Raw genomic sequence first — 13,271 nt, forward strand, 5'->3', positions numbered from 1 at the left:
GCTGTCAGGTGTGAGCCCCCGGAGCCTGCGGGCGAGCGGCACCGCCGCTGCCCGCCCCGCCGCCACTCGCCGCGGCACCACCACTCGCCGCGGCGCCGTCCCAGCGCGCCCGCCGCATGTCGAGGCGGGGCACATGCCCCTCGGACGCACGGCCCGCCGCGCGCAGCGGCGTGCCCTCGTCGCGGTAGTGGCCGAGCGCCCGCAGCTCATGGCCCGGCAGCAGCCGACCGTCCGCGCGCACCACGCGCCACCACGGAACCGCGTCCCCGTAGAGGGCCATCACCCGGCCGACCTGTCGGGGGCCGCCCTCCTCCAGCCACTCGGCGACGTCCCCGTACGTCATCACCCGCCCCGGAGGGATCAGCTCCGCGACCTCGAAGACCCGCTCGGCGTACTCCGGGTACCTCGAGAGCTCCTGCTCCGGTCCGTTCTCCTCGCTCATCCGGTCCATCCTGCCGTACCCCACCGACACCGTGACGGGCCCGCGACAGAGTGTGCGGTACGCGACAAACTGGAGCTCTGTGCATACTTCGCGCCCCCGCATTGCACCCTGATGCCCCCCTCTGTCGGTGGAGCATGCCACCATCGTGCGGGCGGTGACTGGTGATACGAGATCAAGAAGAGGCGACGGAGCAGCAGGACGTGCACCCCGATGAGACGGCGGGCACCCCTGCGGCCGAGGCGCACCCGGACACCGGTGGGCACCCCCTGACGAAGAACGAGAAGAACGAGACGTACGAGCGGAGCGGGAAGCCCGAGCGGAGCGAGAAGCCCGAGCAGGACGCCCACGCCGACTTCGTCCCCGACGACCACGCCATGGACCAGGCCGTGGATCACGCCGAGGACCACGCCGAGGACTGCGCCGAGAGCGACGGAGCGCACAGCGACCGCGTCGCAGGTGACGAACCGCTGCTCGCCGCGCGCGTGCACCGCCCGTCGGACCTGATGCGGCTGCTCGTCGGCATCCTCGGGATCGTCGTGGTCCTCGCCATCGCCGCGTTCGCGCACGGCACGACGTCGGGGCTCGCCCAGGACATCGACAAGGGCACGGACCAGGCGCCCGACCTCCTGATCAAGTTCGCGGGCCTCACCGCGAGCATCGGCGTCCTGCTCGTCCCCGTCGCGTTCGCCATCGAGCGCCTGGTCAAACGGGACGGCCTGCGCATCGCCGACGGCGTCCTCGCGGCCGTTCTCGCGCACGGCGTGACGCTCGCCACCGACCTCTGGGTCGCCAAGGCCGCCCCGGGCTCCATCCAGGAGGCGCTGACCCGGCCGTCCCCCGGCGATCTGCACGCGCTCACCGACCCCGTGCACGGCTATCTGGCCCCCGTCATCGCCTATATGACAGCCGTGGGGATGTCCCGCAGACCGCGCTGGCGCGTGGTGCTGTGGGTGGTGCTGCTGCTCGACGCCTTCACCATGCTGGTCACCGGCTACACGACGCCGTTCTCGATCCTCCTGACGGTCCTGCTCGGCTGGAGCGTGGCCTACGGAACGCTCTACGCGGTCGGCTCGCCGAACGTCCGGCCCACCGGCCAGACGCTGCTCGCCGGTCTGCGGCACGTCGGCTTCCACCCGGTGAGCGCGGCCCGCGAGGACGCCCCGGACAGCGAGCACGGCGACCGGGGCCGCCGCTACTTCGTCACCCTGGAGGACGGCCCGCCCCTGGACGTCACGGTCATCGACCGCGAGCAGCAGGCGCAGGGCTTCTTCTACCGCGTATGGCGCAGACTCACGCTGCGCGGCATCACCCAGCGCCGCAGCCTGCAGTCGCTGCGCCAGGCCCTGGAGCAGGAGGCCCTCCTGGCGTACGCGGCGATCGCGGCCGGGGCCAACGCGCCCAAGCTGATCGCCACCTCCGAGCTCGGCCCCGACGCGGTGATGCTCGTCTACGAGCACACGGGCGGCCGCACCCTGGACTCCCTGCCCGACGACGTCATCACCGATGAACTGCTGTGCGACACCTGGCGGCAGGTGCAGGCGCTCCAGTCGCGGCGGATCGCGCACCGCAGGCTCGCGGGTGACGCGATTTTGGTGGATCGTTCCGGCACGGTCATCCTGACCGATCTGCGGGGCGGCGAGATCGCCGCCGGTGACCTGGTCCTGCGGATGGACGTCGCCCAGCTCCTGACCGCCTTCGGTCTTCGCGTGGGCGCCGAGCGCGCGGTCGCGACCGCGCTCGACGTGCTCGGCCCCGACACGGTCGCCGACTGTCTGCCGCTGCTCCAGCCCATCGCCCTGACCCGCTCCACCCGCGCGACCCTGCGCAAGCTGGCCAGGGAGCGGTCGCAGCGCGAGCGCGACGCGGTGCTCGAGGCCTCCCGCAAGGACAAGCTGGCACGCGCGGCAGAAGCGGACGCCGACGTGGCGGCGGCGGAAGCGGCGGAGACCGCCGACGGCACCAAGGGTCTCGACCGCAAGGCCGTGCGCGCGGAGAAACAGGCCGAGAAGCAGGCGATAGACGTGGCGCTCGATCAGGCCCGCGAGGAGGACCTGCTCACCCAGATCCGCCACCAGGTGCTGCTCATCCGCCCGCAGGCGCCCGTCGAGCCCGCACAGCTGGAGCGCATCAGGCCGCGCACGCTGATCAGCTTCATCGCCGGTGCCATCGGCGCGTACTTCCTGCTCTCCCAGCTCACCCACGTCGACTTCAACACGATCGTCAGCGAGGCCGAGTGGGGCTGGGTCCTGGTGGCCGTGGCGTGCTCGGCGCTGAGCTACTTCGCGGCGGCGATGAGCCTGCTGGGCTTCGTGCCGGAGCGTGTGCCGTTCCTGCGGGCCGTCCAGGCGCAGGTCGCCGGATCGTTCGTGAAGATCGTGGCACCGGCCGCGGTGGGCGGCGTCGCGCTCAACACGCGCTTCCTGCAACGCTCCGGGGTCCGTTCCGGCCTCGCGGTGGCGAGCGTCGGCGCCTCACAGCTGTTCGGGCTCGGCTCGCACATCATGCTGCTGATGATCTTCGGTTATGTGACCGGTACGGAGAAGACGCCGTCCCTGTCACCGTCCCGCACGGTCATCGCCGGTCTGCTCTCGGTCGCGGTGCTCGTGCTCGTGGTGACCGCGATCCCGTTCCTGCGGAAGTTCGTCGTCACGCGCGTGCGCTCGCTGTTCGCGGGCGTCGTGCCGCGCATGCTGGACGTACTGCAGCGCCCGCAGAAGCTGCTCACCGGCATCGGCGGCATGCTGCTCCTGACGCTCATGTTCGTGCTCTGTCTCGACGCCTCGGTACGGGCCTTCAGCACGACGGAGATGAAGCCGCTGACCCTGGCGAGCGTCGCCGTGGTCTTCCTCGCCGGTAACGCGCTCGGCTCGGCGGCGCCCACGCCCGGCGGTGTCGGGGCGGTGGAGGCGACGCTCACGTTCGGTCTGATCGCGGTGGGCGTGCCCAAGGACGTGGCGGCGCCCGCGGTGCTGCTTTTCCGGCTGCTCACGCTGTGGCTGCCGGTGCTTCCGGGGTGGCTGTTCTTCAACCACCTGACGAGGAAGGGCCTTCTGTAGGAAGGCGGCCGCTCCACGGAAGAGAAGACGGAAGAGAAGGCGGCCACTCCACGGAAGGCCGAGCCAGCCGTGCGCCCCGTCTGCGCCCCCCGCAGGATGGGGAGCATGCCCAACCTCAAGGCGCGTGCCGCCGCCACCGTCGTCCTGCTGTCCGCAACCCTCGCGGCCTGCGGCGGTGACGACTCCAAGGAGTCCACGGCCTCCAAGGACACCGACCTGTCGGCTCAGGAACTCAGCTGGAAGGACTGCCCCGCGCCCGACTCCTCCGAAGGCGGCGGTGAGGCCCCGTCCCCGCTGCCCGGCGGCGCGACATGGCAGTGCGCCACCATGAAGGCCCCTCTCGACTGGGACAAGCCCAAGGGGGACACCCTCGACATCGCCCTGATCCGCGCCGCGGCGAGCGGCGAGAAGGACCAGCGGATCGGATCGCTCGTCTTCAACTTCGGCGGCCCCGGCGGCTCGGGCGTCACCACGCTGCCCGCCTTCGGCGAGGACTACGCCAAACTGCGCACCCGCTACGACCTGGTGAGCTTCGACCCCCGCGGCGTCGGCCGCAGCGCGGGCGTGCGGTGTGAGGACGACAAGAAGCTCGACGCGTACTTCCAAGCGGACTCCACTCCCGACGACGACGCCGAGCAGAAGAAGCTCGTCGACAACGTGAAGGGCTTCAACGGCGCCTGCGAGAAGAACTCCGGCAAGGTGCTCCCCCACGTACGCACCACCGACGCGGCCCGCGACATGGACCTGATGCGCCAGGTGCTCGGCGACGACAAGCTGCACTACTTCGGCATCTCGTACGGGACCGAACTCGGCGGCGTCTACGCACACTTGTTCCCCAAGAAGGTGGGCCGCGCCGTCTTCGACGCGGTCGTCGATCCCACCGAGACGGCCGAGCAGGGCTCCCTCGGGCAGGCCGAGGGCTTCCAGCTCGCGCTCGACAACTACGCCAAGGACTGCACGTCGAAGGTCGATGACTGCCCTGTGGGCGACACCGAGCAGGACGTCAAGGACAAGATCGCGGGTCTCCTCAAGAAGCTGGACGCCAAGCCGCTGCCTGCCCAGGACTCGCGCGAGCTGACGCAGACCGCCGCCACCAACGGCATCGCGCAGGCGCTGTACTCCAAGGACTTCTGGCCGTATCTCACCGAGGGCCTCGACCAGGCGTACGACGGGGACGGCAAGATCCTCATGGCGCTCTCCGACTCCATGAACGGCCGCAACGAAGACGGTACGTACAGCAATATCCAGGCCGCCAACATCTCCATCAACTGCGCGGACGACAAAGCCCGCTACACGCCGGAGTACGTCGAGAAGAAGCTCCCCGAGTTCCGTGAGGCGTCGCCGCTGTTCGGCGACTATCTCGCGTGGGGCATGGTCGGCTGCACCGACTGGGCGGTGGACGGCGCCGCCGACCACCCGGACGTCAGCGCGCCGGACGCACCGCCCGTCGTCGTCATCGGCAACACGGGCGACCCGGCCACACCGTACGAGGGCGCGAAGAAGATGGCGGACGCGCTGGGCAAGGGCGTCGGCGTCGAGTTGACGTACAAGGGCCAGGGGCACGGGGCGTACGACAGCAAGAACAAGTGCGTGCGGAACGCGGTGAACGGCTATCTGCTGGACGGCACGGTGCCCAAGGAGGGCACGGTCTGCTCGTGACGCGGCAGGGGCCACTCGGCCCCCCGGAGCCACTGCAAGTGACCCCACCTACTATGGCCTGATTGTCTTACGAGGGGGGAACCGCTCCATGCCGCGTCTCGTACGGTCAGCAGCTCTGGCCGCCGCAGGAATTCTGGTGGCGGGGCTAGCCGCCGGCTGCGGCGGGTCCGACGGGGACGGGCGCGACGACGCGAAGTCCGCGCCGACCGGCCCCGAGCAGTCACCGAAGCCCGATGCCTCCTCCGCCCTGCCCGCCTCGCTCATCAGTCAGAAGCTCGACTGGGGCGGCTGCAAGGCGACCGGCAGCGACCCCGCACCCGGCTCCGAGTGGCAGTGCTCGACCCTCAAGGTCCCCTTGGACTACAAGAAGCCGGACGGCGAGACGATCGACGTCGCGCTGATCCGTGCCAGGTCCACCGGCAAGGGCGAGCGCATCGGCTCGCTCCTGTTCAACTTCGGCGGGCCCGGCGGCTCCGGCGTCTCCATGCTGCCGTCGTTCGCCGACGGGTACGAGAAGCTGCGCGAGCGCTACGACCTGGTGAGCTTCGACCCGCGCGGGGTCGACGGCAGCGAGGGTGTGCGCTGCCGCAGCGACAAGAAGACGCAGGCCGCGGAGTCCGTCGACCTCACTCCTGACACTCCGGCCGAGGAAGCGGCGTACTTCAAGGACGCGGCCGACTTCGGCGCGGGCTGCGCGCGCGACTCGGGCAAGCTGCTCGGCCATGTCTCGACGGCGGAGGCCGCCCAGGACATGGACGTGATGCGCCAGGTGCTCGGCGACGAGAAGCTGCACTACATGGGCATCTCGTACGGCACCGAACTCGGCGGCGTCTACGCACACTTGTTCCCCAAGAAGGTGGGCCGCCTCACCCTGGACGCCGTCGTCGATCCGACCGCGGACTCGGTGGGTCACTCGAAGAACCAGGCGCGGGGCTTCCAGCGCGCCCTGGAGAACTACCTGAAGTCCTCGGGCCAGGACCCCGAGGCGGGGTCGCGGAAGATAGTGCGCCTCCTCAAGCGCCTCGACGCGAAGCCGCTGCCCGCTTCGGGCGGCCGGAAGCTCACCCAGTCCCTGGCGACCACCGGCATCACGGTCACCCTCTACAGCAAGACGAGCTGGCCCGCCCTGACCCGCGGCCTCGAGCAGGCAGAGAAGGGCGACGGATCGCAGCTGCTCCAGCTGGCCGACCTCTACAACGAGCGCTCGCCGTCCGGCCGTTACAGCACGCAGAGCCACTCGCAGCGCTCGATCTCCTGCCTCGACGACAAGGCGCGTACGACGCCCCAGGAGGCGAAGGCGAGTCTTGGCGAGTTCCGTGAGATATCGCCGGTCTTCGGGGAGTTCATGGGCTGGGACACGGCCGGCTGGTGCTACGACTGGCCGGTGGCCGGGCTGCACGACTCAACCGACGTGAGCGCCCCGGGCGCGGACCCGGTCCTGGTCGTCGGCAACACCGGAGACCCGGCGACGCCCTACGAAGGCGCCCGCAAGATGGCGGACGAGCTCGGCAAGGGGGTCGGCGTCGAGCTGACCTGGAAGGGCGAGGGCCACGGGGCGTACGGCAGCGGCAGCGACTGCGTGGACGACACGGTCAACGACTACCTGCTGAACGGAACCCCGCCGAAGGACGGCAAGGTCTGCGAGACCTGAGACCGCGGCCCGCTCCAGCCCGTCCGGCGTTTGAGGACGAGCCCTTGAGGCGATAAGGCCCGCACCTCAAGCGACAGGGCCCGCACCTCAAAGGTGCAGGCCCTGTCTCCGTTCAGGCGCTACGCCTAGTAGATCGGCTTGTCCGGCTCGATCTGGTTGACCCACCCGATCACGCCGCCGCCCACGTGCACCGCGTCGCTGAAGCCCGCGGACTTCAGGACTGCGAGGACTTCCGCGGACCGGACACCGGTCTTGCAGTGCAAGACGATCTTCTTGTCCTGCGGAAGGCTCTCCAGGGCGGTGCCCATGAGGAACTCGTTCTTCGGGATCAGCTTGGCGCCGGGGATCGAGACGATCTCCCACTCGTTCTGCTCGCGGACGTCGATGATCTCGATCTTCTCGTCCGCGTCGATCCACTCCTTGAGCTGCTTGGGAGTGATCGTCGAGCCGAGCGCCGCCTCCTGGGCCTCGTCGGACACGACGCCGCAGAAGGCCTCGTAGTCGATGAGCTCGGTGACGGTGGCGTTCGGGCCGCAGACCGCGCAGTCCGGGTCCTTGCGGACCTTGACCTGGCGGTACTGCATCTCCAGGGCGTCGTAGATCATCAGGCGGCCGACCAGCGGGTCTCCCACGCCGGCCAGGACCTTGATCGCCTCGGTGACCTGGATGGAGCCGATCGACGCGCAGAGCACGCCAAGGACGCCGCCCTCGGCGCAGGACGGGACCATGCCGGGGGGCGGGGGCTCCGGGTAGAGGCAGCGGTAGCACGGGCCGTGCTCGCTCCAGAAGACGGAGGCCTGGCCGTCGAAGCGGTAGATCGAACCCCACACGTACGGCTTGTTGAGCAGCACGCACGCGTCGTTGACCAGGTACCGGGTGGCGAAGTTGTCCGTGCCGTCGACGATCAGGTCGTACTGGCTGAAAATGTCCATCACGTTCTCGGCCTCGAGCCGCTCTTCGTGGAGGATCACGTTCACGTACGGGTTGATGCCGAGGACGGAGTCCTTCGCCGACGCCGCCTTGGAGCGGCCGATGTCGGCCTGGCTGTGGATGATCTGGCGCTGCAGGTTCGACTCGTCGACCTCGTCGAACTCCACGATGCCGAGCGTGCCGACGCCCGCCGCGGCGAGGTACATCAGCGCCGGTGACCCGAGGCCGCCGGCGCCGACACACAGCACCTTGGCGTTCTTCAGCCGCTTCTGCCCGTCCATCCCCACGTCGGGGATGATCAGGTGGCGGGAGTACCTGCGAACCTCGTCGACGGTGAGCTCAGATGCTGGCTCGACCAGGGGTGGCAGCGACACGGGGACTCCGTTGGTCGGTATTTCGGATCGGTGGTTCTCTCCGTAACACTGCCACGCCCTTCTTCATTCCGAGACACCCGTTCCGATGCGCGAGACGATTTCGTCCCAGTAGCCGGGCATCGACTCCCACGGGTCGTCCGCTCCGCCGCTGTCCACGCGGTCGGTGAAGTAGATCGTCGACGCGCCCTGCCAGCGTGCGATGCGCAGCGCCTCGTCGAGGTGGCCGCGCGGCATGCCGTGCACGAAGTGGCAGAAGCGCTCGGGCGGATAGTCGGCGGTCCACTCGGCCACCTGTGACCAGCGGTAGTCGCTCCACGGCCCCGAGAAGGTCACCAACTGGTCGCCGGATTCGGCGTACCCGGGATACGGATGGGTGCCGTGCCCCAGGACGATGTGGGCGTCGTCGCAGAGCGCGCGCAGGGTCGTGACCGTCCTGCGCACCTCGGGGAGCGACGCCCGTTCCGTGGGACAGCGGTCCAGCGAGAAGCCGTCGACCTGGTACCAGTCGAGGTAGCGGTGCGCGTCGGAGACGAGCTCTCCGAAGCTGCGGGCGCCGTACAACGCGTCGAGGTGACCGAGAACACGCACGCCCGCGTTCCGCAGCCGCCCCGCCGCCTCCAGGCAGTGCGGGTCGGGCCGCTCCCCCGGCCCCCTGCTCACGTTCAGGACGACCCAGTGCAAAGGGGCCCCGGGACGGGTGAGTTCGGACCATTCGGCGGGCGCGACGAGGGGGTGCGCGAAGCCCGGAATACCGAAGCCGAGACGTACGTCGGTGTGCGCGGTGCCTGTGGCTGTGCTGGTCAGATGCGGCATGCCGCCTCCATCCAGATGTCGGCGAGTGATTCTTCGAGGTTGATGCGGGGGCGCCAGCCGAGCCGGTCGCGCGCGGTGCGCACATCGGCCTGCTGCCAGCTGCCGCACCCGTCGGGATAGGGGTAGGCGGCCGGGCTCCCGTGGTCGGATTCGGAGCGCGGGTGCCCGATGGATTGCCGCAGACCGCCTTGGTCGAGCTCGTGCAGGGCTCCGCCGTACCCGGCGACGCGTGCCAGGACGGCGGCCGCGTCACGCAGCCTCACCGCTCGGCCCGCGCCGATGTTCACGACCCCCTGGGCCGCGGAGAGCGAGGCGGCGTGCACGGCGCGCGCCACATCGCGTACGTCGATGAAGTCCCGCTGCACACCGAGGCCGCCGAGCTTGAGCTCGCCGTCACCGGCCTGCATGGCCCGGCGCATGGCCTCGGCGAGCCGCCCGAGCGGCGATCCGGCCGGGGTGCCGGGCCCCGCGGGCGAGAACACCCGCAGGACGACGGCGTCGAGACCCGCCCCGAGCACCAGCTCGGTGGCGGCCAGCTTGCTGACTCCGTACGGTCCGCCGGGCCTGGGCACGGCGTCCTCCGCGGTGGAGGACCCCGGCTGGCTCGGGCCGTACTCCGCGGCGCACCCCAGCTGCACGAGGCGCGCCCCGCATCCGCTGCGGCGCAGGGCCTCGCAGATCGTGGCGACGGCGACGGTGTTGTGCCGGGTCAGCTCGCGGGCGCCGCCGCGGGTGGCACCGGCGCAGTTGATGACGACGCCCGGGTGCACGGCGTCCAGGAAGCGGGTGAGCGCGCCGGGGCTGCCGCTCGCGAGGTCGAACCGTACGTCCGAGTCGTCGCCGCGGCCGAGCGCGGTGAGCTGCACCGCCGGGTCGGCGAGCAGCCGGTCGGCGACGAACCGGCCGAGGTATCCGTTGGCTCCGATCAGCAGCACCCTCATCGGGCGGCTCCCGGGACGGATTCTCGGATGCTGAGGGTGCTCATCTGGCGTTCTCCTTCAGGGGGTTGCCGTAAATCACGGGGTAAGGCCCGCGGTGTCGGCCCCGCGGGAGAGAGAGTTCTCGGAGTGAAGTGGAGTGGCATGAAATGCCGTGGAGAGGGGCGGGCAGGAACGCTCAAGGCGCCCCGCCCGCATGCGCGGAGGCCCGGCTGAGCACCCGCAGGGAGTGGAGCAACAGCACGCCCGCGGCGGCGCCACACGCGACGACGGGGACGACACCGGGCCCCCAGGCCCGCGCCGCCCCCTCCACCGGGGCCGCGAGCCACGCGAACCCGGGCAGGCGCCCGGCGAACACGCAGGCGATCGAGCCCACTTCCACGGCTCCGGCGGCCCCCAGCATCAGCAGGGGCGCACGCACGAACCCGTACGAGGAGAGGAGCCGCGAAAGCAGCAGCAGCGCGCCGAGCGCTCCGGCACCGGCTGAGGCAGAGACAGAGGCACCGGCAGAGGCCCGCACTCCGTAGACGGCCGCGGACCCCACGAGCAGGCCCCCCAGGGCGCAGAGGTACAGCGCGACCACACCCAGGAGCAACGGCCTTACGGCGGAGGTGAATTCAGCGAGCCCCCGGCTGAGCGACAACCGCCTTCGGGCCCCCACGGCGAACAGCCGCACGCACCACAGCGCGGGCGCGACGGCCAGCGAGAGCCCGAGGGCGGCAGCGGTCGACGGCGCCCACGGGCCATCGGGCCCACCGGAGACGGCGGCCCGCAGCAGCCCGTCTCCGAAGAGGGCGTACGCGACGAGAAGGCACACCCACGCGCGCGTGGCCGGCATGACCTCGTGCGCACAGCGCAGCGGGCCGTACCGAAGAGCCACCCGCAGCGCGACGGCGACGGCGAGCGCTCCGCCGAGTCCCACCGCGAGCCGCGCACGCCCCTCGCTCAGTTCGAGCCCCACAGCTGCGAGCCCGCACACCACACCCGGAAGCAGGGCGAGCAGCGCCCATCCGGTGGATAGTCGGGGATCTCCTGCCGAGGGAAGCGCCACAGGGACGCCGCGCTCCTCCTCGTCGCGCGGCACGCGCGCGTACATCTCCTCGGCGAGCGCGAACACGTCCCGGTGCCTGAACCGCGCGGCGGTCCTGTCGGTCACTCCGTGCGCCTCGAGTCCGGCGGCGATCTCCAGCGGGTCGACGGCGCGTTCGCACAGCTCCCGGTGCCGGTGCATCAGCGTCTTCACCGGATCGACGCCACCGCGCCGTACGGGCTTGGGGCAGGTCCCGGTGCCCGTGCTCGTCCCACGCCAAGCAGCAGGTTCCCCTACCAGTGCCGCGTCGGCGACCAACTCCTCGGACCGCACGTCCCACCCGCCAGGGCTCGCCGGAGCCCGCGGCGCATCCACCTTCTGCTGCTTGCTCATACGCCCGCCCCCTTCAGCTGCTCCGGCCTGTCCGCCTGGTCCGGCCCGTCCGCCTCGCGAGCCCAGCTGGGCGCACCGCCCGAACCCGAACCTGAACCCGAACCCGAACCCGCGCCCGCGTCCCCGCCGCCCGCGGCGACCGCCCACCTGCCCGGCACGTACGCCTCCGCCGGATTGCCGAACGGCACCGGCTCGCCCGCGTCGTCGACCGCCTCTCTGCGCACCGGACAGTGCGAGACGATCTCCAGGTAAATGCCGCGAAATGCCTCGATGTTCTGCTCGACGGTGAACAGTTCGAGCGCCCGCGCACGCGCCGCCGCTCCGAGCCGCTCGCGCCGCCCCGCGTCGCGCAGCAGCGCCACACACGCCTCGGCGAGCGCCCGGGGATTGCGCGGCGGCACCACGAGCCCGGTGCCGCCGATGACCTCGACGACCGCGCCGACATCCGTGGAGACCGTCGCGCGCCCGCAGAACATCGCCTCGACCAGGCTGATCGGGAACCCCTCGACGACGCTCGAAAGGACGACGACGCTCCCCGCGGCGTACGCGTCCTCGAGTTCGGGCGCCTCGGGCGCGCCGATCTCCTCGAAGGACACGGGGTTGTCGCCGACGGCGTGCGCGCCCCGCGCCTCGTCCGGGAAGAGCTGCGCGGCGAGCGCCCTGCAGTGCGCGAGGTACGCGGCCGCCTCCGGGCCCTCCGCGGGCGCGCCGACGATGCGAAGACGCGCCTTCGGCTCCTCCTTGCGGACCTCCGCGAAGGCGTGCAGGAGGGAGATCAGGTCCTTGGCGGGCTCGATGCGCCCGACCCAGAGCAGGGTGTCCGGGTCGCCCGGGTCCTCGCACTCGCCGACCTCGGCGAAGCGGGACGCCTCCATGCCGGGATAGACCGTGCGCAGCTTCGCCCGCTCGGCTCCGCACCGCTCCTGCCAGCGGCGGGCGTGCGTGTTGCCGGGGGTGATGATCGTGGCCTGGCGGTACACCTCGGCGGCGAGCTTGCCGTGGAAGGAGGTGAGCAGCGCCCGCGCCGGCGCGCTCAGCGCGTCGTCGCCGGTCGCGAGGTAGTGCGCCCGCAGTTGCACGCCGTACCCGGTGACCAGGAGCGGCACTCCGGAGAAGTGCTTGGCGAGGAGACCGGGGAGCGCCGCAGGGCCGCCGGACGTGGCGTGGCACAGGTCCACCGCGCCGAGGCCGTCGTCGCCGTACCAGTCGAGGGAGAGCGGTCGCAGCGAGCGCTCCAGGTGGCCCGCCACGGCGAGCAGGTCGGGAACCCGTGCGGTGCGCGCGGCGCGCAGTGCGCCCGGCGCGCGGCACGCGCGCTCCAGGGCGCGCACGGCTCCTTCGGAGCGCAGTGCGGCGACGAGGCCGCCCTCGTCCCTGGCGAGTTCGGCGAGGCCGTGGAGCGCACTGCTGAAACGGTCCGCCAGCGCATCGGAGGATCCCAAGCCCCCGGAGACAGAAGAGACACCCGCGGCACCAGAGACACCGGAGGCGCACACCGCCGCGGCGAGTTCACCGAAGTACTCCGCGAAGCGCCGCCGCGCCCGCCGTCCGTACCGGGCCCCGAAGGCCGCGTCGTCGTCGACCATCCACAGGGGCGCCGTCCGCACCCGGTTCACCTGGGGCGGCAGCTCGATCCATCCCTGTGCCTCCTGCCGCTCGCTGCGGCTGAGTGCGTAGATGTCGAATTCGTGCTGCCCGAGCCCGCGCACGAGCCGGTCACACCAGAGCCTGGCGTCACCGCTCACATACGGATAGCCACCCTCCGTAAGCAGTCCGATGCGCACGCGTACACCCCCGATCTCCCATATGGAGAGCCGCCGTTGAACCAGCGGCTCGCAGCGGGACGAACGTATGCGGACATGCCGGTGGGGGGGGGGGGGGGGGGGGGGGGGGGGGGCGAGGGGGGGGGGGGGGGGGGGGAGGGGAGGGGGGGGGGGGGGTGGGGGGGGTGGGGGGGGGGAGGGAGGCGGTTTGTTTTGTCGACG

Annotated in this window: 9 protein-coding genes; 3 read left to right on the top strand and 6 right to left on the bottom strand. The window is 71.3% G+C overall.

Translation table 11 applies throughout. The annotated features are described in order from the left end of the window. Positions 1 to 4 precede the first annotated feature (4 nt). On the bottom strand, positions 5 to 451 hold the full coding sequence (locus ACZ5CR_RS13100) for an MGMT family protein (RefSeq protein WP_468856758.1): 447 nt from the start codon (positions 449 to 451) through the stop codon (positions 5 to 7). A gap of 152 nt (positions 452 to 603) precedes the next feature. Between ACZ5CR_RS13100 and ACZ5CR_RS13105 the strand changes: the two genes are divergently transcribed. The 3 genes from ACZ5CR_RS13105 (at position 604) to ACZ5CR_RS13115 (ending at position 6,808) form a co-directional block, all read left to right on the top strand. Next, positions 604 to 3,498 carry a lysylphosphatidylglycerol synthase transmembrane domain-containing protein gene (locus ACZ5CR_RS13105; protein WP_468856760.1) on the top strand — a complete coding sequence of 965 codons (2,895 nt, stop codon included), beginning with the start codon at positions 604 to 606 and terminating at the stop codon, positions 3,496 to 3,498. 105 nt (positions 3,499 to 3,603) lie between these two features. Beyond that, a complete protein-coding gene (locus ACZ5CR_RS13110; protein ID WP_468856763.1) occupies positions 3,604 to 5,157 on the top strand; it encodes an alpha/beta hydrolase in 1,554 nt (517 codons plus the stop codon). A gap of 88 nt (positions 5,158 to 5,245) precedes the next feature. Further along, the gene (locus ACZ5CR_RS13115) at positions 5,246 to 6,808 is read left to right on the top strand and encodes an alpha/beta hydrolase (protein ID WP_468856765.1); all 1,563 of its coding nucleotides are present in this window, start codon (positions 5,246 to 5,248) and stop codon (positions 6,806 to 6,808) included. A gap of 125 nt (positions 6,809 to 6,933) precedes the next feature. Here the strand turns inward: ACZ5CR_RS13115 and moeZ are convergent, their stop codons facing one another. The 5 genes from moeZ to ACZ5CR_RS13140 form a co-directional block, all read right to left on the bottom strand. Continuing rightward, positions 6,934 to 8,112, bottom strand: coding sequence for an adenylyltransferase/sulfurtransferase MoeZ (gene moeZ / locus ACZ5CR_RS13120; RefSeq protein WP_389903471.1), 1,179 nt, complete (start codon positions 8,110 to 8,112; stop codon positions 6,934 to 6,936). A 63-nt stretch (positions 8,113 to 8,175) separates the two neighbouring features. Beyond that, positions 8,176 to 8,925, bottom strand: coding sequence for a spherulation-specific family 4 protein (locus ACZ5CR_RS13125; RefSeq protein ID WP_468856768.1), 750 nt, complete (start codon positions 8,923 to 8,925; stop codon positions 8,176 to 8,178). Further along, positions 8,913 to 9,866, bottom strand: coding sequence for an NAD-dependent epimerase/dehydratase family protein (locus ACZ5CR_RS13130; RefSeq protein WP_468856770.1), 954 nt, complete (start codon positions 9,864 to 9,866; stop codon positions 8,913 to 8,915). Before ACZ5CR_RS13130 ends, ACZ5CR_RS13125 begins: the two co-directional genes overlap by 13 nt. A gap of 175 nt (positions 9,867 to 10,041) precedes the next feature. Continuing rightward, positions 10,042 to 11,286, bottom strand: a complete 1,245-nt coding sequence (locus ACZ5CR_RS13135) for a hypothetical protein (protein WP_468856773.1) — start codon at positions 11,284 to 11,286, stop codon at positions 10,042 to 10,044. Next, positions 11,283 to 13,070: a glycosyltransferase gene (locus ACZ5CR_RS13140; RefSeq protein WP_468856776.1), complete on the bottom strand. Its 1,788-nt coding sequence runs from the start codon at positions 13,068 to 13,070 to the stop codon at positions 11,283 to 11,285. The genes ACZ5CR_RS13135 and ACZ5CR_RS13140 overlap by 4 nt, the downstream gene beginning before the upstream one ends. Positions 13,071 to 13,271: the final 201 nt, after the last annotated feature.

This window comes from Streptomyces sp. NPDC031274, assembly GCF_055570235.1.